The 20,410-nt window shown below is 68.3% G+C and carries 16 protein-coding genes and 1 riboswitch; of the genes, 9 read left to right on the forward strand and 7 right to left on the reverse strand.

From position 1 onward, the window contains the following. Nucleotides 1-27: 27 nt before the first annotated feature. Nucleotides 28-2,424, reverse strand: a complete 2,397-nt coding sequence (locus K7711_RS14415; RefSeq protein ID WP_222969689.1) for a helicase-associated domain-containing protein — start codon at nt 2,422-2,424, stop codon at nt 28-30. A gap of 104 nt (nt 2,425-2,528) precedes the next feature. Between K7711_RS14415 and K7711_RS14420 the strand changes: the two genes are divergently transcribed. Then, complete coding sequence (locus tag K7711_RS14420; RefSeq protein ID WP_222969691.1) at nt 2,529-2,717, forward strand: hypothetical protein; 189 nt, start codon at nt 2,529-2,531, stop codon at nt 2,715-2,717. Between the two features lie 107 nt (nt 2,718-2,824). Here the strand turns inward: K7711_RS14420 and K7711_RS14425 are convergent, their stop codons facing one another. Both K7711_RS14425 and K7711_RS14430 read right to left on the reverse strand, forming a co-directional pair. Then, nucleotides 2,825-3,517 carry a transglycosylase family protein gene (locus tag K7711_RS14425; protein WP_222969693.1) on the reverse strand — a complete coding sequence of 231 codons (693 nt, stop codon included), beginning with the start codon at nt 3,515-3,517 and terminating at the stop codon, nt 2,825-2,827. Between the two features lie 8 nt (nt 3,518-3,525). Then, nucleotides 3,526-3,655, reverse strand: a riboswitch (cyclic di-AMP (ydaO/yuaA leader). A 357-nt stretch (nt 3,656-4,012) separates the two neighbouring features. Then, nucleotides 4,013-4,318 carry a hypothetical protein gene (locus tag K7711_RS14430; RefSeq protein WP_235747184.1) on the reverse strand — a complete coding sequence of 102 codons (306 nt, stop codon included), beginning with the start codon at nt 4,316-4,318 and terminating at the stop codon, nt 4,013-4,015. A 110-nt stretch (nt 4,319-4,428) separates the two neighbouring features. Between K7711_RS14430 and K7711_RS14435 the strand changes: the two genes are divergently transcribed. The 6 genes from K7711_RS14435 (at nt 4,429) to K7711_RS14460 (ending at nt 10,401) form a co-directional block, all read left to right on the forward strand. Then, nucleotides 4,429-4,851: a cold-shock protein gene (locus K7711_RS14435; RefSeq protein ID WP_174434998.1), complete on the forward strand. Its 423-nt coding sequence runs from the start codon at nt 4,429-4,431 to the stop codon at nt 4,849-4,851. A gap of 200 nt (nt 4,852-5,051) precedes the next feature. Next, nucleotides 5,052-6,011, forward strand: a complete 960-nt coding sequence (locus K7711_RS14440; RefSeq protein WP_222969695.1) for an STM4015 family protein — start codon at nt 5,052-5,054, stop codon at nt 6,009-6,011. Nucleotides 6,012-6,017: 6 nt separating this feature from the next. Next, entirely contained in the window at nt 6,018-7,175 is a 1,158-nt protein-coding gene (locus K7711_RS14445; RefSeq protein WP_222969697.1) for an STM4014 family protein, read from the forward strand. Beyond that, entirely contained in the window at nt 7,172-8,146 is a 975-nt protein-coding gene (locus K7711_RS14450) for an STM4013/SEN3800 family hydrolase (RefSeq protein WP_235747185.1), read from the forward strand. The genes K7711_RS14445 and K7711_RS14450 overlap by 4 nt, the downstream gene beginning before the upstream one ends. Further along, nucleotides 8,143-9,477, forward strand: coding sequence for an STM4012 family radical SAM protein (locus K7711_RS14455; protein ID WP_222969699.1), 1,335 nt, complete (start codon nt 8,143-8,145; stop codon nt 9,475-9,477). The genes K7711_RS14450 and K7711_RS14455 overlap by 4 nt, the downstream gene beginning before the upstream one ends. Nucleotides 9,478-9,483: 6 nt before the next feature. Beyond that, nucleotides 9,484-10,401: an STM4011 family radical SAM protein gene (locus K7711_RS14460; RefSeq protein ID WP_222970339.1), complete on the forward strand. Its 918-nt coding sequence runs from the start codon at nt 9,484-9,486 to the stop codon at nt 10,399-10,401. Between the two features lie 47 nt (nt 10,402-10,448). Here K7711_RS14460 and K7711_RS14465 read toward each other — a convergent pair whose 3' ends face one another. From K7711_RS14465 to K7711_RS14475, 3 genes are all read right to left on the reverse strand, one after another. Continuing rightward, nucleotides 10,449-10,985, reverse strand: a complete 537-nt coding sequence (locus tag K7711_RS14465) for a DUF2771 domain-containing protein (RefSeq protein WP_222969701.1) — start codon at nt 10,983-10,985, stop codon at nt 10,449-10,451. Further along, nucleotides 10,982-12,775, reverse strand: coding sequence for an MFS transporter (locus tag K7711_RS14470; RefSeq protein WP_308014722.1), 1,794 nt, complete (start codon nt 12,773-12,775; stop codon nt 10,982-10,984). The genes K7711_RS14465 and K7711_RS14470 overlap by 4 nt, the downstream gene beginning before the upstream one ends. Before the next feature lie 301 nt (nt 12,776-13,076). After that, a complete protein-coding gene (locus tag K7711_RS14475; RefSeq protein WP_222969703.1) occupies nt 13,077-13,859 on the reverse strand; it encodes a glutaminyl-peptide cyclotransferase in 783 nt (260 codons plus the stop codon). 17 nt (nt 13,860-13,876) lie between these two features. Here K7711_RS14475 and K7711_RS49285 point away from each other — a divergent pair, with 17 nt between their 5' ends. Beyond that, complete coding sequence (locus tag K7711_RS49285; RefSeq protein WP_372460134.1) at nt 13,877-16,624, forward strand: DUF3027 domain-containing protein; 2,748 nt, start codon at nt 13,877-13,879, stop codon at nt 16,622-16,624. 8 nt (nt 16,625-16,632) lie between these two features. Then, a complete protein-coding gene (locus K7711_RS47570; RefSeq protein WP_308014723.1) occupies nt 16,633-19,803 on the forward strand; it encodes a sacsin N-terminal ATP-binding-like domain-containing protein in 3,171 nt (1,056 codons plus the stop codon). Here the strand turns inward: K7711_RS47570 and K7711_RS14490 are convergent. Then, complete coding sequence (locus K7711_RS14490; RefSeq protein ID WP_235747186.1) at nt 19,784-20,398, reverse strand: TetR/AcrR family transcriptional regulator; 615 nt, start codon at nt 20,396-20,398, stop codon at nt 19,784-19,786. The genes K7711_RS47570 and K7711_RS14490 overlap by 20 nt on opposite strands. Between the last annotated feature and the right edge of the window lie 12 nt (nt 20,399-20,410).

Here is a 20,410-nt window from a genome sequence, read left to right on the forward strand (position 1 = left end):
TACTGAGTCCGCCGGCCGTCTCGGCGTCTACTGATCCACCAGTGCCACGGATGCGATCCGGTGCAGCGTGAAATTTCGTACCGCGCCGGTCACCGGGTCCAGGGCGTTCAGCTGGCCGCCGGAAACCTGTAGCGGTTCGACGATGCGTTGAGTGGCGACACCTTGGGCATCGACATATCCGATGTGCACCGGTCGTCGCACGCGCACGGCCAACTGGAGTAGTGCCATGGTGGCCGCGGTGCTGGTGCGGGAGCCGTCCGAACGCACCGCCTGACCCGATTTCGCCTGTGCCGCACGCTCTCCGGCGCGCAGTTCGGCCACCAGCTGCCCGAGCTGTTCGGTGCTGGGCAGGCTGGGGCGCCAGGCGTTGCGGGTGTTGGGGCGAGCGGGGATCCGCATACCGTGCGGACGCAGATCGACGATCGCGCCCGAGGAATCCTCACCCGCCGGGCTGAACCCCGCCGCACGCAGTTCCTCGAGCACCTCGGCGAGCGTGGCCTGCGAGATCGCCACCGTCGGCGCGACCGCCCGCAGCGCCAACTGCTCGGCGACCGGTGCGGCGAGCACCTCGGCCAGTAGCGCGGGATCCTCACTGCGGACGAATGATTGCGCGATACCGGCTCGCAGCCGCCCGTGCCGGCGGGCCACGTCATCGATCAGATAGGTCAGCGACTGCGGAACCGGGGTGCGCGAGTGCGTGGTGAACAGCTGATGCAGTTCGGCCGCGGTCAGCCCGGCGTCCAGGGCACGTCGCACCGACGTCTCGCCGATCCGGTAAACGGTTGCCGCACCGGCCGATTCGATATCGGCGACCAGTGCGATCCGGCCCTGCAGATCCGGGACCAGCGGTCCGGGCGCGATCACCGTCAGATCCGCCTGCACCAGCACGTGATCGACCGGATCCGGTAGCGCGGAATCCATTTCGGACTCGGCGTTGCGCAGCGCCTCCTCGGGGACGGCCGGGTCGCCGGGCGCGACGGGGCCGTGCAGCAGCGCGCGTCCCGCGGAGGTCAGCGCACCACGTCCGACCAGGCCCAGCGTCGCGGCCTCGGTGAGTGTGCGGTCCACCGCCTCGGTGTGAAAGTGCCTGCGCAGACGCGGTTGCCGCCAGGCCAGCACCCGGGCCAGATCGGCGGCGGACACCGCGGAGCCGGTCGGGAATTCGGCCAGCAGGCTCAGAATCGCGTGGCGGTCCCGGACAGCGTGCATATTGCGCAATTCCATCGACAATGCCGCCAGCGGTTTGTCATTGGCGTCGCGCAGCCCGATCATCCAGGGGAAGCGATCCAATTCCAGCCACGCGTGCGCGAGCGTCACCCAGCGCCGGGCCGGGGAATGTTCGCGCCAGCCGTCGGTGGTGGTCGTCGGCGCCCAAGAATCGTCCAGTGAATCGTCCGGCGGGGCCGGTTCGGGAATTCCCTTGTCCAGTAGGCGCGCTGCCGCGAGGACCTCGGCGAGCAGGCCGACGCGGGTTTCGTCCACCCCGGTCTGTTTGGCGATGCGGCGCAATTCGCGCACGCCCAGTCCGCCCGAGCGCAGCGCGGGCGCGGGTGCGGTGCCCAGCACCTCGAGAATGTCCCCGCAGTGCCGCAGCAGTTCACCCACCTCGCCCGCGGCCGCGGCATTGACATCGGCCGCGGTGTGTTTGACCGGTGTGGGATGCGGTGGTATGAGCGCGTGCGGATCGGTCACCGGTTCGCGGCGCAGCACCTGCCCGACCGCGGGTGGCAGTTCGACGGTCTCCGCGTCGACCCAGTTCAGCAGGCGGTGTGCGAGCAGACGCTGAATCGGGCGGTCCGGCGCCGTGCCGGGGGCCGCGTCGCGGGTGCGTCCGCGCGGACCGGTCGCGGCGAGTTTGTCCAACAGGGCGCGTTCGGCGGGACCGATCTCGGTCAGCGCCTCGGTGATCTCCGATTCGGTCAGCGCGTCCGGGAGTTCGGTGGTGCTGCCCAGTTGCCAGGGCAGCGCATCCTTCGCGGCAGCGACCAGATGCAGTTCCTTTGTGCCCCAGACCAGAGCGCGAGCGGTGAGCCTGGTCGTGGACATGTCGACGGTCTTGGCGGGCACCCGATCACTGAGAAGTTTGTGCAGCTGTTTGCGCGGCAGCGGGGCGGCTGTGCGGCCGGGAAAGGCCGCGCCGTGCACGGCGAGGGTCTCGATGATGGCGAAATCGAGGGTGTCGAGGTCATCACAGGCCCGCAGCACCGACGCGCGCTGTTCGGCACGGGCCGCCAGGACCGCCATCGATGCGGGCAGCGGTACGGCCAGATCCGGGCGCAGCTCCAGCAGGGTCACCAGATCCTCGTCACCGCGGGCGGACAACCAGTCGGCCAACATCCCGGCACCGGCCGAGCCTCGGGCGGCGGGAGGGGCTCCCGTGGGACGGTCGTCCCCGGTCCGGGGCGTGCGGTCGGTCGTGGTCATCCTGTCCAGCGTACGGCGACACGCGGGTGGGCGCCGGGGGACCTGTCATCCTCGCCGAGTACCTATGCGTGTACTGATCGGGGCGGGCGTGCCAGAATGATGCCGTGGTGAACAAATCGAAGAAACCCTACGTCGACAACGGCTGGCCCCAGCTCGCCAATGGTGACCATGCGGTCACCGAACTCTCGTCGGCCCGCTCCGGTGGCCTCTCGCCGTTCGGCGAAGACACCGAGTTCCCGGTGCCGGCGGAAGAGATTCCCTATGTGCACCCGCGCACAGTGATCAACCGCTGACCGCACAGCAGAGAAGGCCCCACATCCTTTCGGATGTGGGGCCTTCTCTTATGTCCCGATAAAAAGCTGAAACGTGCCTCAGGCAGACCGAATCAGTTGAGCCCGAATCAGTTGGGCAGGAAGCTCTTGTTCGCCTCGAAGAAGTTGACCACGCTCGGGTCGAGCTTGACACCACTGGCCTTGGCGACGTTGTAGGCGTCCATGGCCTGCTGCGGCAGCTGAATGCCGTGCTGCTGGGCCATGGTGATGCCCTTGTCGACGGTCTGGAAGACCTGCTGGTTGCCATCCGGCGCGGCCTGCGGCTGCTGCTGCACGGGGGCCTGCGAATGAGTCGCGAGTTCCGGCTGGGTCTGGACGCGCGGGGCGGACTGCGAATGCATAGCAGCCTGCTCGGTGGTGGCGCTGGAGGCCGGAGCGGAGCGCTGCGTCGGCGAGCTGTGCAGGCCGAGGTGCGAGGAGCAGGAGGGCCAGGCGCCCCAGCCCTGCGTCGCGAGAACCTTCTCGGCGACCGCGATCTGCTGGTCCTTGCTGGCGTGCTCGGGGCTCGAGGCGTACTGCGTGCCGCCGTACGAAGCCCAGGTGCTCGGGGTGAACTGCAGACCGCCGTGGAATCCGTTGCCGGTGTTGATGCCCCAGTTGCCTCCGGACTCACACTGCGCGAGCTTGTCCCAGTCGCCGTCGGGAGCCGCAGCGGCGTGACCGGCGAGGGCAACTCCCGCACCGCCCATCATCGCGCTCGTCACGGCGACCTTGGCGACGGTACGGCCGGTGTTGGTCGGTTTGCGATGGCGTCCACTCATATCGGGTGTCTTCCTCTCGTACGCGCCTGCGAGGTGAGCTGTCGGGTTCGGACTGAGAGGCCGTCCGGCCCTGGCACACCGGGTTGGTGCGCCGGGGCTTCACCCCAAGGAATCGGTCGCTTCCGGCCGGTTCCGCTTCCCTGCCTGTAGGGAACGTGGGTTCCCCGCCCTCGCCCCTGTCTCCTTGGGGTCCGGTACCCGCGGGGCGAGGTTCGGTGCGGCGGGCCGGTGGTGTCGGGACTGCTCCCGACACGGATAGACGGTACGACGATCTCCGCGAAAAATCACTATTTGGTAACCGGCGTGTGCGGGCGGGTCGCGCTCGCGCCCAACAACTTCCGTCAGGCTTCTGTGCAGGTGAGTGCGTTGTCACGTATGCAAGTACGGTCCGTGACCGCTCCGTGACCTCCCCGTTATGTGATTAAGATCACATGTGTAGACGGGCGGCGAACAGGGCATACCTGAGGTCGGCTGAACGGATTCGTCGAACGGATCTCAGCGCGCCCGGCGGCCGGACCACAACGCGAACACGATCGCCAACAGAAGTCCGCCCGGAGTCGCCACCATCGCGACGAGATACAGCCACAATCCCGGATGGGCGTCGGAGAACACCGGGATGAGGAATATGGCGAGGATCGCCACCAATCCGATCGCGAACAGGCCCACGGCGAGGGGCAGCAGCCGATCCGCCGCGCGGCGCGGCGAACGGTCAGAAGAGGAATCCGGCATGGCTGCACCGTAAAACTGATGTGCTTCGGGAATAGTCACCGGGGTAGACTCGACGAAAATCGCGTCCTGCATAGCTGTGTGGGGCGCGTTCTTTTCGCGAATGCAAGGGTGCCGGATACACCTCCGGCGCCGGTGACCGTGTCCGGGCCGTCCGGACATTCGAAGATGAACGGGTGAGCGCAGTGCCGACCGGCAAGGTGAAGTGGTACGACGTCGAAAAGGGCTTTGGCTTCCTTTCCCAGGATGAGGGGGAGGACGTCTATGTTCGGTCGTCTGCGTTGCCCAAGGGTGTCGAGGGGTTGAAACCCGGGCAACGGGTTGAGTTCGGAATGGCTGCGGGTCGACGCGGCCCGCAGGCGCTGAGCCTCAAACTGCTCGAGCCGCCGCCCTCGGTGCGCGGCGGACAAGGCCAGGGGCACAAGGAATCCGCGCCGCAGCAGCCGCGCAAGGGACCGGACGACCTGCACGGGATGATCGAGGACATGATCACCCTGCTGGAGGCGAAGGTGCAGCCGGATCTGCGCAAGGGCAAGTATCCGGACCGCAAGACCGCCCAGCGCATCGCCGAGGTGGTCCGCGGCGTCGCGCGCGAACTGGATCACTGAGCAGATCGTTTCCCGCAGCCCCGGCGCACGATGTGTGCCGGGGCTGCGGCGTATTCGGGCACGGCCTCGCACGCCGATGGCCTGATCGGGACGTCGTCCGTTCGACTCGATGATTGTCGGTGGGTGCGGCTATAACTCATCTGTCGATGCCGGAACTCACCTGCCGACACCGGTATTCGAGTCAGAAGGGGCGAGCAGCTATGACGACCATCCACGACCATCTGGAGGAGTTCTACGGCCTGCCCGTGCACGACTTCCCGGAAGTTCCGGATGCGGGCGAGGCGCTACCCGAGCTTCCCGCTCCCGGCTCGGTCGCGTGGCGGGTGCGCGTGGATTACGACGAGGACGAGGAAACCTGGGTGGATCGCTTCACCCGGCTCCTGGACACCGTGGCCGCCGAGGGGGTGCGTGCGCTGATCGTGGGCAGTTGGGGAGCCCAATGGGAGAACAGTTCCGCGGTGGCGGTCGAGGCTCTGGTCGCCGCGCGGGATCGGTTGCCGGAGTTGCGCGCGATCTTCCTGGGCGACATCACCATGGAGGAAGCCGAGATCTCCTGGATCATCCAGAGTCAGGTGAGTCCGATCCTGGTGGCGTTTCCCGAATTGGAGGAGTTCGGGGTGCGCGGTGGCCAGCAGTTGGCGTTCGCTTCGGTGCGGCACGAACGGCTGGCGCAGTTGACCGTGCAGTCCGGTGGTCTGTCCGGCGAGGTGGTGCGCGGCATCGCGGGATGTGATCTGCCGGCCCTCACCCATCTGGATCTCTGGCTGGGCACCGAGGACTACGGCGGCGACTGCGAGGTGTCCGATCTGGCCTCGATCCTGGCCGGCGCCAAGCTGCCGAGCCTGCGCGATCTGGCCCTGCGCAACAGCGAGATTCAGGATCGGATCTGCGTGGCACTGGCCACCGCGCCGGTGGTCGCGCAGCTCGAGGGCCTGGACGTCTCGATGGGCGTACTCACCGACGAGGGAGCCGGGGCCCTGCTCACCGGCCAGTCGCTGACCCATCTGACCTCGCTGGACATGCACTACAACTTCATGTCCGAGTCGATGCGCAGTGCTGTGCGTGCGCTGCTCGAACCCGCAGGCGTCGAGGTGGATGTGGACGTCGACGATGCCGACAGCTATGACGAGGACTACCGATACGTCGCCGTCGGTGAGTGAACGGCCATGGCGGAGAACGATTCACCGGTGAGCCGCGACGATCCGCGCCGTTGGGTGGTCGTCGGTAACGGCGCGAATCGGCGGGTGCGGATGTTCGCCGAGGCCGCGCGGGCGGCCGGGCTGCCGCGACCGCGAGTGGTCGAGTGGTGCGCGGTCCTGAGCGGCACGGGGCAGGATTTCGCGCCGGACGAGCTGGTGCGCCTGGATTCGCCGGGCGAGGACCCGGTGGTGGACGAGATGCTGTGCGGTGTGAAAGAGCCTGCCCGGGTGGAAGGTTCGGCGCGCTGGTATTCGGGCTGGTTACGGGCGGTGCGGTCGTTGCGGGGCGGGATCCGGCTCGACGATCCGGACGATCTGGCCGTGTTGTTCGACAAACGGTTGTGCCATGCGCGGCTGGCGGCTCGCGGTGTGCCGGTTCCGGATTCGCCCACCTCGGGTGCGGGGATCGCGGTGCGGGACTGGTCCGAGGTGCGTGCGCGGATGCGTGCGGCCGGTCTGGCGCGCGCATTCGTCAAACTCGCACACGGTTCCTCGGCGTCCGGGGTGCTCGCGGTCGAGACGACCGCGTCGGGACGCGTCCAGGCGACCACCTCCGTCGAACTCACCTCCGACGGTCGGCTCTACAACTCGCTGCGCGTGCGCAAATACACCGACGAACGTGAGATCGCCGCGATCGTCGACCGGCTCGCACCCGACGGCCTGCACATCGAACGCTGGCTTCCGAAGGCGGCGCTGCGGGGCCGCTCGGCAGATCTGCGGGTCGTGGTGGTCGCGGGGCGCGCGACCCATGCCGTCGTGCGCACTGCCCGCACACCCTTGACGAATCTGCATCTCGGTGGCGCCCGCGGTGATCTGGACGAGGTGTGCACCCGCGCCGGGAACCGTTGGGCGCGTGCCCTGTCGATCTGCGAGCAGGCCGCCGCCTGCTTTCCCGACACGCTCTGCGTCGGAGTCGATCTGCTGCCCGCGATCGGCTGGCGACGTTTCGTGGTCGGCGAGGTCAACGCGTTCGGAGATCTGCTGCCGGGCCTGACCGGCCTGCCGGAGGGTCCGGCCGCCGGGCTGGACACCTACACCGCGCAGATCCTCGCGGCACACCGGCGGTACGGCCCGGACGGGCCGCAGGCCCGCGAACTCGTCTCGGCCGGAAGGCATCTCCGATGACAACCGTCCCCGAATCTCGCACCGACCTCACCTCGGCTCGTGCTGGTCTCGACTCGGACCCGGTCGGCCCCGCACCGGATCGTGCCGGCTTCGACTCGGATCCGGTCGACCTTGCCCCCGATCTCGCGGGCCTCGACTCGATCCTCGCCGACCTCGATCCCGATATGAACGAGGTTGTCGGCCATGACGACCTGCTGCTGCTCACGCTGGACACGCTGCGGTACGACGTGGCCGCCGAGTTGGCCGCCGCGGGTGAGCTGCCGACATTGTCCGCCCATCTGCCCGGTGGTCGATGGCAGCGCCGCCATGCGCCGGGCAATTTCACCTATGCCTCCCACCAGGCCATATTCGCCGGATTCCTGCCCACGCCGGCCGTGCCCGGTCCGCATCCGCGCCTGTTCGCGGCACAGTTCGCGGGTAGCGAGACCACTGCGGAACGCACCTTCGTCTTCGACGCACCCGATCTGGTGACCGCGCTGGCCGGGCGGGGGTACCACACGGTGTGCATCGGCGGGGTGGGCTTCTTCAACAAGCAGGGCGCGCTGGGCAATGCGCTGCCCGGTCTGTTCGCGGAGAGTCACTGGGAGCCGGAATTCTCGGTGACCTCGCCGACCTCGTTCGAGGCGCAGGTGGCGTGCGCTGAGAAGGTCGTCGCGGGACTGCCCCCGCAACGGCGGGTCCTGTTGTTCCTCAACGCTTCCGCACTACATCAGCCGAACTGGTTCCATCTGCCCGAAGCCACCCGCGATGCGGGCGATACACGGGCCACCCATGCCGCGGCCCTGCGCTACATCGACCGGCACGTGGGCAGGCTGTTCGACGTGATGCGTTCGCGGCGACGCTGTTTCGCCATCGTCTGCTCCGATCACGGCACCGCCTACGGAGACGGCGGATACACCGGGCACCGCCTGGGCCACGAATCGGTCTGGACCGTCCCCTACGGTCATTTCTTTCTGGAGCCGTCGCCGTGACCGTCGCCGCAGTACCCCGGCCCTATCAGAACTACGTCTACGCGTATCCGCACAAGACGTCGTACCGGCCGCTGACACCGCGTCCGGCGCTGGCCGATCTGTGGAGAGACGAAGCGCGACATGCGTTGTCGCTGTACCTGCACATTCCGTTCTGCGAGGTGCGCTGCGGATTCTGCAACCTGTTCACCCGCGTCGGCGCACCCGACGGGCTGACCGGGCGTTATCTCGACGCACTCGATCGGCAGGCGCATGCGGTGCGCGATGCGCTGGGCGAGCGGCCCGAGCCGCGGTTCGCCACGGCCGCGTTCGGCGGCGGCACACCCACCTATCTCGCGGCGCACGAGCTGGAACGGTTGTGCGATATCGCCGAACGGGTGATGGGTGCTGATCTGCGGGCGATCCCGCTGTCGGTCGAGGCCTCGCCCGCCACCGCCACGGCCGATCGCCTGGCCGTACTGGCCGCGCGCGGGACGACGCGGCTGAGCCTGGGCGTGCAGAGCTTCGTCGACGCCGAGGCCCGCGCGGCCGTGCGCCCGCAGCATCGCGCCGACGTCGAGGCCGCACTGGGCCGGATCCGCGATGCGGGAATCCCGGTGCTCAACATCGACCTGATCTACGGCATCGACGGGCAGACCGAGTCCAGCTGGCGGCAGTCCGTGGACGCTGCGCTGCATTGGCGGCCCGAGGAGATCTATCTGTATCCGCTCTACGTGCGCCCGCTCACGGGTCTGGGGCGGCACATCGATCCCGCTGCCTCCGAACGGGATTGGGATGTCCAGCGGCTGAGCAGATACCGCGAGGGCCGTGACCGCCTGCTCGCCGAGGGCTACGAGCAGATCTCCATGCGCATGTTCCGGCGCGTCGACGCGCCGCCGCAGGGTCCCGACGATTACGCCTGCCAGACCGACGGCATGATCGGCCTGGGCTGCGGCGCCCGCTCGTACACCAGCACGATGCACTACTCGTTCGACTACGCGGTATCCATGCGCGAGGTGCGGTCGATCATCGATACCTACACCGCTACATCGGATTTCAACCATGCAGTGGTGGGCCGCGCGGTCGATGCAGAGGAGGCTCGGCGGCGGCATCTGCTGCAATCCCTGCTCCAGGCGCAGGGATTGACGCTCGCCGAGTACCGGCTGCGGTTCGGCAGCGAACCCGGCCGGGATTTCGCCGATCAGCTCGGGTTGCTCGCCGATCGAGGCTGGCTGGAAGCGGATGCCGACCGACTGCGCCTCACACCCCTCGGACTGGCCTACTCCGACGCCATCGGTCCCGAATTCTTCTCACCCGCGGTCCGATCCGCCATGGCCGCCTACGAATTGCGTTGACCGGTGATGGATCTGACGCTGCTGTACCGCGGCCCGCTGGCATCGTGCGATTACGACTGTCCCTACTGCCCGTTCGCCAAACGCCGCGACACGCCCGCGCAACTGCGTGCCGATCGCGCCGCCCTGGAGCGATTCACCGCCTGGGCGAGTGAGCGGAGCGACGATCGGCTCTCGATCCTGTTCACCCCTTGGGGTGAGGGATTGGTGCGGTCCTGGTATCGCCGTGCGCTAGTGGAACTTTCCCATCTGCCGCAGGTCGAACGCGTCGCGATCCAGACCAATCTGAGCTGCCGGATCGACTGGCTCGCCGACGCCGACCCGGACGCGCTGGCTCTGTGGTGCACCTTCCATCCGGGCCAGACGCCGTATCCGCGTTTCCTGGACAAGGTCGAGCGCCTGGTGCGAGCCGGTGTGCGCTTCAGTGTCGGAATCGTCGGCCTCCCGGAGCATCTCGCGTCCGCGCGGCAGTTGCGTGCGGATCTGCCGGACCACGTCTACCTCTGGGTCAACGCCGCCGAGGGCCACAGCTACACCGAGGCGCAGGCCGATGTCTGGACCGCACTGGATCCGCTGTTCCCCTACAGCCGCCACCCGCACCGCTCCGCCGGACAACCATGCCGTACCGGTTCCCGTGTCCTGTCCGTCGACGGCGAGGGCACGGTCCGCCGCTGCCATTTCGTCCCCGAAGTCCTCGGCAACCTCTACGACGGCTCCTATCGCACCGCACTCGCACCCCGCCCGTGCCCACGTACCGAGTGCGACTGCCACATCGGCTATGTGCACCTCGAAACCTTGCCGCTCTACGACGTTTTCGCCGGTGGAGTGCTCGAACGCATCCCGGCCGCACCCATTCGTCCCGATCTCGCGGTACCGCTGGGACTACCCGGATCACGCCCTCCCGCAACTCTTTCCGTCACGAAATAGGCCGGATCGATCGACGAGCTCGGATGCTCGAAGCAGATCTGCGCCGCTCAGGCGGTCTTGATCGACCAGGCCTGGTACGGGACGAAGAACTCTTGGCCCATCTCGTCGCGAGCCGGCAGGACCAGTTGCAGTTCGAGGCCGACCAGACGCAGGTTGGGGGTCGGGCGGGACGGGACGGTCAGGGCGAGGGTGCCGGGATCGAAGTCGAGGTAGGTCTTCACATCGCGGACCACGGTGCGATTGTCGGGAAGGACGTACTCGCGCACCATGACCCACGGTGCGTCGGCGATCTTCTTCGGCAGCGAGATCTGCACCGGATTCCCGGCGGGCCGCACCGGCACGGTGATGTCGCTCTGCTGGCACGGGTTCATGTGCACCTGCCCGGACTCGGCGATCCCGGCCACCGTGCAGTACTTGTACGGGGGCACGGTGACGGATTTCCCGTGCGCGTACACCGTGAGTGCCGGAGCCGGTGTGGTCGTATTCCGCACGGCCACGGTGACGACCGCGGCGACTGCGACGATCACAACGAGCACGCCTGCCGCGGCCAGCGCGACGATCGTGCGGGTGCTGGGCTTGGTCACGGATTTCCTGTCGCTGGTCGGGATGCGGCGCCGGGCGGGGAGTCCGCGTGGACCTCCTGCTTGGCGTGTTGCGGTCGGTTGCCGCCCAGGCCGGGCAGCAGCGAATGCCCACGGTAGCTCACGAAGGTTTGCACCAATCCCAGTGCCAGCACCGCGGCGACCACGGCGAAGCCCTCCCACCACGTCGTGGGCAGCAGCACGCCGCCCGCGCCGCCGACCACCCAGGACAGCTGCAGCACCGTCTCGGATCGGCCGAATCCCGACGCGATCGACTCCGGCGGCAGATCGTCCTGGATCGAGGCGTCCAGCGAGACCTTCGCCAAAGCGCTGGCGCATGCGGCGACCAGGGTCGCCAGCGCCGCGCCCAGCAGATTGTCGGTCAGCGCCGCGACCACGGCGACGACCGTGCACGCGGCCGTGCACTCCAGCACGATCAGCGCCGGACGTCCGAGTTTCATCCGCGCACCGGTCGCATTGCCCGCGAAGTTGCCGATCGCCGCCGCCGCGCCGATCGCCCCCAGCATCGCGGCCTGCTGCACCGGACGGTGTTCGGTCGATTTCGCGACGAAGGCGACATAGAAGGTCAGGAATCCGGTGAGCACCCGGATGGCGCTGTTCCCCCACAGACCGGTCACCACCGACCGGCCCAGTGGCTGACGGCGTTTGTTCGGCTTGATCGGCGACGTCGCGTCCTTGTCGAGGACCTCACTGTCGCGGTGGTAGCCCAGCGTCGCGGGGACCTCACCCTCGGTGACCTCGACCCAGGACGGGATACGCAGGCTCAGATACGTCCCGGCGGCCGCGATGAGCGCGGCGAAGACCAGTGCGCCCGGCGATCCGGCGACTGCGGCGACCGCTGCGGCCAGACCACCCGCGCCCAGCGTGCCACCGACCAGTCCGAAGACCGTGAGCCGGGAATTGGTGCGCACCAGATCGATATCCGGTGGCAGCACGCGCGGGGTCACCGCACTCTTGAGCACCGCGAACGATTTGCTCAGGATCATCATCACCAGGGCCAGCGGATACAGCGCCCACCCGTCGAAGTTGAAGATCAGCACGATCGCGACCACCGCGCGCACGGCGAACGAGCCGGACAGCGCCAGTCGGCGGCCGCGTTGCAGCCGGTCCAGCAGGGGGCCGATCAGCGGTGCGATCACTGCGAAGGGGGCGATCGTGATCAGCAGGTACAGCGCCACCTTGCCCTTGGACTCCGCGGTCTGCGCGGCGAAGAACAGGGTGTTGGCCAGGGCTACGGCGATGGCCGCGTCCAGGGCGAAGTTGGCCATCGTCGCGTAAACCAGTGCGGTGAGCCCGGATTCGCCCGCGCCGTCGGCCTCGGCCGCGCGCTGGAAGGTGCGCAGGCCGCGTCCGGTGAGTTCGACGCTGCGCATCGCCACGACTCGGGTGACGGTCAGCTTGCGTGGACTCTTGCCCTCGGCGCCGGGATCCTCGGCGGGTGGGTCGGTGTCCGGCGGGGTGTCGCGGGACGAAGCATCGCGCAGTGGCCGGGTCGGCGGTGGGTCCCGAGGCGGTGCGCCCCCCGGCGGAGTCTCCTGCGACATGCCGTCCCGCGGCGGCGTCGACGGCGACTGACCCGAGGGCAGGCGACGGGTCATGAATTCGGGCACATCGGGCTCGTTGCCGCGCCGCGGCAGTGGTGGCAGCCGATCGCGGGACGAGGTGTGCGGCGGGGGATACCGGTCGTAACCGGGATGTCGCTGGGTGGGCGGGGATTCCTCGCCGTCCCGCCGCCCCGGATCAGTGCCGGAGGGGTCACGGGAGGCAGTCACAACGTCGATTCTCCCGCACTCGCCATGAATGTGCGGCCGGGGCCGGTGTGTTCGGGCCGCCGGGTTTTCATCGAGTGACGAATCCCACTCCGAATCCGGTCGGCCGGGGTGTTGCCGGCGTTCGGGGCGCCCCGTGGTTCGGGTGTTCAGTGGGGTGCGAATCGCGCTGCGATCGTGGTCGGGCCGGGGTGTTGTCGGTGATCGGGCGTCGTGTGGTTCGGGTGTTCAGCGGGTGCGAGTCGCGCCGTGATCGTGGTTGGCAGGGGTGTTGTTGGTGATCAGGCGTCGTGTGGCTCGGGGTTCAGCGGGGCACGAATCGCACCTCGAATGCGGTCGGCCAGTTCTTGCCGGTGATCAGGAAATGGTCGGTGCCGGGAATGTCGGCGATGCCGTTCAGGACGTCGGCTCCGGCCTGCTGGGTGGGGGTGAGCAGGCCGGATGCGTCGATATCGCCGAGTACCCGGCCGGAGCCGGGATCGATGTGCAGGATGTGGTTGGTCGGCCAGTCGTTGGCGTAGACGGTGCCGTCGGGGGCGCAGTCGAGTTCGTTGAGGCGGGCGCCGGTGTGACTGGTCAGCCGGATCGAGCCGGTCGGGGTGAAACTCACTGGGTCACGGAAGGTCAGAGTGCTGGTGCCGTTGCTCATGACCAGGCTTTTTCCGCGTGTGCACAGCCCCCAGCCCTCGCCGTCGAAGTGCACCTGTCGGCGTTCGGCGAGGGTGCTCGGGTCGCGGGCGAAGGCGATGCCGTTCTTCCAGGTCAGCTGCCAGAGTGTGTCGCCCGCGCGAGTGACGCCCTCGCCGAAGTACTGCGGATCCAGGTCGATGCGGGCCAGTTGCGCGCCCGTGCCGAGGCTGCTCGCGCGCAGACCGGACTTGCCCTCGAGTCCGGTGCTCTCGTAGAGGACGTCGCCGTCGATCTCGAGGCCCTCGGTGAACGCGGTGTGGTCGTGCGAACGGGTTGCCAGCACCTGTACGCCCAGGTGCGGGGTGTTGTCGAGCACGTCACATCCGGTCGTCCCGGACAGCGTCACTGCCAGCGCGAGCAGTCCTGTCGCGGCCAACGCACGGGGTTTGCGTTCCATGCGGCAAAATGTAGGACGTGAGCGCAGTTTCTGTTTCGGAGCCCGGCGTGCGACCGATCCTGGCGGAGGCGGTCGACGTGGCTCGCCGTGCGCTCCTGGAGCTGCAGCCCGAAGGCGTGGGCGAGCATCTGGGTGTGACCGCCGAGGACGAGTACGCGGCCACCCATCATTTCGCGACGACCTTGCCCGGTTATCGCGGGTGGCAGTGGGCGGTCGTGGTGGCCGCGCCGCCGGAGGCCGACCGGGCCACGGTCAGCGAGTCGGCCCTGCTCCCCGGGCCCGACGCCTTGGTGGCACCCGATTTCATTCCGTGGGATCAGCGGGTGCGGCCCGGCGATCTCGCACCCGGCGATCTGCTGGCCCCGCTGTCGGACGATCCGCGCCTGGTCCCCGGCTACCTGGTGACCGGTGACCCGGTCGTCGACGACGTCTGCGAGGAACTCGGCCAGGGCCGCGCGCAGGTGTTGAGCCGCGAGGGCCGCGAAGAGGCCGCCGAACGCTGGTTCACCGAATACGGTCCCGACACCGATATGGCCCGCGCCGCCCCGTCGACCTGTCGCCTCTGCGGTTTCTACGTCCCGCTGGCCGGCGCCATGCGCGCCTCGTACGGCGTCTGCGCCAACGCCCTCGGCGCCGACGGCCACGTCGTCCACGCCGAATACGGCTGCGGAGCTCACTCCGACACCGAACTTCCCACCGGCGGCGGCTCCCCCCTCTATGAGGCCTACGACGACGCCGCCGTCGAACTCGTCTCCCCCGAGGAACTGCGTAAGCCATCGGCTGTCGCGGCAGGAGATGCCGTCGAGCAGGACGCGTCCGCGTCGGTGGAGGCTGAGCTCGCACCGGCGAGCGAGGCTGTGCAGGAGGACACTGCGGCGGCGGATGTCGTCGAGCAGGCAAGCGCAGTGACAACGTCCGACCCTGCTGCTTCGGCGGGCGTGGCCGGCTCTGCCGATGTGGTCGCTCCGGTGAACGTGGCCGGTTCTGCGGATGTTGTTGCTGCGGCGAGTGTGGTCGGTTCTGCCGATGTTGTTGCTCCGGAGAATGCGGCCGCGGCGGCGGATGTCGTTGCGGAACAGGATGCTCCCAGGGCGGCGGATGTCGCCGCATCGGAAAGTGCGGGCACGTCGTCGGCTGCTGATGCGCCGGAGACGGTAGCTGCGTCGGCCGTCGTCGAGCAGGAGGATGCCGCTGCGGCGGATGTCGCCGGACCGGAGGCTGTGTCCGCGCAGGAGGATGCGCCTGCGGAATCTGTTGGTGCCGTAGCGGAATCGGCGGAGTCCGGCTCTCCTGAAGTTTCCGCTCGAGTTGTCGAGTCCGAAGACGTGTCGAGCGCCGAAGTGACTGAGGCCGGTCCGGCGGAGAATATTGCCGTGGCTACCGAGACCACGGTTGCTGAAACCGCCGAATCTGCCGCGACCGGCGAATCTGCGTATACCGCAGTGAATTTCGACTCTGCCGAGACTGTGGCGGCGACCGAGTGTGCTGCTGACACGGCCGCGAGCGAGGACGCCGCTGATGTGGCCGCGTCCGAGGCTGTCGATATCGAGGCAGCGCACGGTGAGGCCGACGCCGCAGTGGCGGCGGGTGTCGCCGACGCCGCGACCTCGGAAGTCGAGTCTTCCTCTCCCGCAGTGGAATCCGAGGATTTATCCGTATCCGATGCACTCGCCGCAGGTAGTGATTCCGAGCAGATTTCGACGGCCAGGCCGAGCGACCAAACCGGCGCGACGTCCTCGGAATCGGCTGACGTCCCGCCGTCGACGATCTCCACAGCAGCGACCTCAGCTGTCGTCGAGACCGCAGATGAGTCCCGAACCGCTCCGGCCGACCGGCCCTGGGCCACAACCGATACCCCGGCCTCGACCAACCCTGTTGCGGCAGAAGAAGAGTCGGCACCGGCAAGCGCGCAGACCGTGAGTGTCGATCGCCCGGCGGACTCCGCGAACACGGGGCTCCCCAAGGCGGAAGACTCAGCGCCCACTGCCCCCGAGCACTCCACAGCTTCGACGGGAGCGGCGGACGAGCTGCCGACAGGTTCAGCCGATACCGCTGTCTCCGGTCCGGGTGCGACCGCTGAAACATTAGCCTCGTCTGCGGAGTCGTCCGAGTCTGCGGCGACTGTCGCTGCTGAATCGTCCACCACGCCGACGAGCGAAGCCGAGCCGTCCACGGGAACCGACTCCGGTTCGGGTGCGACCGCTGAAACATTCGTCTCGACCGCGGAGCCGTCCGAGCAAGCGGCGACTGTCGCTGCTGAATCTGCCACCATGTCGACGAGTGGAGCCGAGTCGTCTACGGGGTCCGTTTCCGGTCCGGGTGAGTCGGCCTCGGCTGTCGAGGCAATCGCCCGGGCAGGGGAGCCCCTTCATGATTCGGTGGCCCCATCCGCCGAGGTGACGGGTGCAACCGCGGAGTCGACCCCTGCCGAAACGTCTGCTGCGGCCGGGCATCGGTTCGGCGAGTCAGCGGCCGGTGCCGAGTCGTCGAGCATCATTGGCGAGTCCGCGGGTTCTGCTGATGCGGCCGTCCCGAGCTTCGGTGCTTCGGCATCGGCTGTGCAGGAGTCGGTGGATTCGACCACCGCCGCGGGCCCGGTGGATGCCGATGCCTCGGTGGATTCCGGTGTGGCCGAGGGTGTTTCCGGTGGCCCCGCTGATGCCGCGGCCTCGGGTGGGACGGAGTATCACGACGCCTGGGCGGTGTCGGCGGTGCGTGTGCGGCGCGATGCCGAAGGCGCTTCCGGGGCGGCGGAGTCGAGCTGAGCGACATCGTGGGGGATCGGTTCGGGTCGGCGGGCCTTCGGGCGGGGGTGCTCGATGCGTGGCGCGGGTCGCCGACGCGGCTGCGTGAGGATGCGGCCACCGAGGCCGATCTGGTGCGCGCCGGATACCGTGATCGGCTGCTGACGGAGCTGGCGCAGAACGCCGCCGATGCCGCAGCTCGGGCGGGCGTGCCGGGGAAGCTGGCGGCGTGGTTCGAGGGCCGGACCTTGCATGTGGCCAATACCGGTGTGCCGCTGGATATTTCGGGTGTCCATGCGCTGACCGCGCTGCGGGCTTCGGCGAAGCCCGGTGCGGACGCTTCGGTCGGCCGGTTCGGCGTGGGCTTCACTGCTGTGCTCACCGTCGGCGACGAGATCGAATTCCGTTCCCGCACGGGCACTTTGCTGTTCTCCCGCGAGCGCACCCGGGATGAGTTGCACCGCAACGAGATCGCCCTTCCGCAGGACCCGGAGTTCGTGCCGCCCGCGCTGCGCCTCGCTTGGCCGTTCGATGCGGAGCCGGTCGACGGATTCGACAGTGAGATCGTCGTTCATCTGCGTGCGGACGTCGACATCGCGGCCTTGTCGGCCACCATGCGCGCCGAGGCCGCCGATCTGCTCCTGGAACTGCCCGCCCTGCGTTCCCTGCGCATCGATGATGACGAGATACGCAGTGAATCAACCGAACTCGGCAGCGGGCTGCGGCAGCTGACGGTGTCGGGTCCGGCGTTCGGCGAACGGATCTGGTGGCAGTTCGACACCGCCCGCGCCCGCTGGCTGCTGCCGGTGGTCGACGGTCGCCCGGTCCCCGCCGGGGACGACGTTCTGCGCGCACCGACCCGCTCGGACGAGGAACTGTCCCTCCCCGCCCTGCTCATCGCGCAGATCCCCATGCAACCCGACCGCCGCCGCCTCCTGCCCGGTGCCCGGGTGGTCGAATTGGCCTCCGGCTACGCCGATTTCGCCCGAGCTCTCCCGCCGCGAGACCGATTGATCCTGGTCCCAGCCCCGGGATTCGCCCGCAGTGAGACGGACTCCCTGCTCCGCGAAGCCCTCGTCACCGAACTCCGCACCGAAGCCTGGCTCCCGGTGGTGTCGATCCACCCCGCCGCAACCTCCTTGCGGCACCCGACCGGGCTCGGTCCAGCGAACTCGAACTCGACCGCAACCGCAGATGAATCCGCACCTTCGGTTGCCGCCGTGGATGAATCCGCCGCTCTCGCATCCGCCACGGACGACTTCATCGACGGCACGACGCAATCGGACGCAGGCGGTATCCCGATCGATCGTTCGGCGGAAGCCGCTGCAGCTGTGGATGAATCGACCGCTTTCGCAGCGGCCACGGACGATCGCATCAACCGCACGACGCAACCGGGCGCCGAGGCTCTCTCGATCGGCAGCACGGCGGAATCGGCTGTCGCCCTCGATGATTCGCTCGGTGATGTATCCGATTCAGGTGTCGTCGAGACGCAGTACCCCGGGACCGCCCTGGCAACTCCCGCCAGGGCGAGCGTATTCTCTGGCGTGTCAACAGAATTGGCGGATCTACTCGCCGATCTGCTTGGCCCGCTCGTGATTCCCGAACTCTCCGGCCGAGCCGCTTCGGACGCGCTGAACGTGCTGGACGTGCACCGGATCGGTCTGGCGCGCATCGCCGATCTGTCCTCGAGTCTGGAACGTCCACCGCAGTGGTGGTATTCGTTCTACGACGCACTCGAGCCGTTCGTGGTCGATCCACTGGCTGCCGAGGAACTCGGGGCGCTCGCGGTGCCGCTGGCCGACGGTCGTCGCGTGACGGGGCCGCGCACGGTGGTGCTGGGCGACGAGTTGGAGCTCGTGGACGTCTCGTACGGCGATGATCTCGTCGCGGAGATCGCCCTGCCCGTGCACTGGGCGCGCCTGGTGCATCCGGAGGCGGCGCACGATCTGCTGGGCCGTCTCGGTGCGCGCCAGGCCACGGTCGAGGATCTGCTCGCGGATCCGGCGCTGGAGGCGGCGCTGCAGGACGATCCGGCCGATCCGGACACCGTAGAGGCGGTGCTTCGCCTGGCCGGGCAGCTGATCGATCCGTCCGCGCTCCCGGACTGGCTGGGCACGCTGGAGCTGCCCGACGAGGACGGCGAACTGCTGCCCGCCGACGAGTTGCTGCTGCCGGGCGCACCACTGGCCGGGGTGCTCGCGCCCGATTCCCCCTTCGGCACGGTCGATTCCGCGACTCTCGACCGCTACGGCGAGCAGGCATTGCGCGCGATCGGCGTCGGCTGGGGATTCTCGGTGGTCACCGAACTCGACCCGACCGGCCCGGATCACCATCTGGATGATGAGGAAACCTGGTGGGAGACTCTGGTCGAGGATCCGCCCGAACTGATCGCCGTGCGTGATCTGGATCTGGTCGATCAGGACGCCTGGCCGAATGCGTTGCGGCTGTTGCTGTCCGAGCCGCGCACTCGTCGCTGCCTGGCCGATCGTGACGGCTACACCGCCTGGTGGTTGCGTCACCATGCGCGGATCGGCGGCACGGCGCTGGGACTGTTCCGCGCACCCGGCGACGAGGTGTTCGCCGGTCTGCTGCCCGCCCCGGCCGACCTCGATCCGGCCGATCTCGCCGCCCTGCACGCGGTACTGGCCGATCCGGACACCATCACCCCGGAACTGGCCGCCGCCCTGCTCGACGCACTGGCCGATCCAACGAAAACCCCGTCCCCGGAGGCGATTTCGCAGACGCACCGCAGACTCGCGGCCGCGCTGGACCTGCTGGATCTGGACGAGTTGGCCGTGCCCGAGCGAGTGCGCGCACTGTCGGGCGCGGTGATCGATCCCGCCGACGCCCTGATTCTCGACGAACCCTGCTACGGCCTGGCGGTGCCGCCGGATCGGCTGGTCGTGGGCGATCGCGATACCGCGCGGGCCCTGTCCACCCTGCTGGATCTACCGCTGGTGTCCGAGGCGGTCACCGCCGAGGTGCTCGGCACGGGCCGGGTCGGCACCTGGCAGGACGAGCCGCTGGGCGTGGTGCTGCGACTGCAGTTCGGTGCGGCTCCGGCGGATGCGCCGTTGATCCTGCACGAGAATCTGCGGGTATACCTGAGCGGCGCGTACGAGGCGACCGTCGAGGTGCCGTGGTGGCGCGAGGGCGAGGTGACTCACGTTCGCGCGCAATCTATTGCGCGTACGTCGTGATCATCTCCGCGAGCACGTCCAGCTGATTCCGGACCGCTTCGCTGTCGTTGTCCACCAGCCAGCGCAGCACGATGCCGTCGATGACCGCGAGGGTGAATCGGCTCAGCGTGGCGACCGGCACCGACCACCGGGTGCCGGTGGCGTCGCGGGCGTGTTCGAGAACATCACCGACGGTGGAGTCGTTGAATGTGTATTGCTCGCGTGCGATCGCCAGTTTGGCGGGAGTTTGTTCGCTTTCCCGCAGTGCATAGGTTGTGGTTTCGTAGGTCAGCAACTGTCGTTCGGGTGTGGCTTCGATGTTCAGCCACAGAAGTTCCAGGCTCGCTCGTACGAGATTTTGAAGCGATTCTTTTCCACTTCCGACGCCCTGCCAGACCGTTTCGTTGGTCTCGACGGAATCGCGCAATTCCATCGATAGTGCCTTGACCAGTTCGGTCATCAGCGCGTCCTTGTTTTCGAAACAGTAATGCACCACACCGAGCGAAACTCCGGCGGCTTGCGCCACGTCACGGGTGGTTACCCCGGCCACACCCTTTTTTTCGGCCAGGCCGATAGCGGCCTCGATAAGGTGGGCGCGGCGTTCTTCGACGCTCAATCGGGAGGACAC

The organism is Nocardia coffeae, assembly GCF_019890715.1.
Classification (GTDB): Bacteria; Actinomycetota; Actinomycetes; order Mycobacteriales; family Mycobacteriaceae; genus Nocardia; species Nocardia jiangxiensis.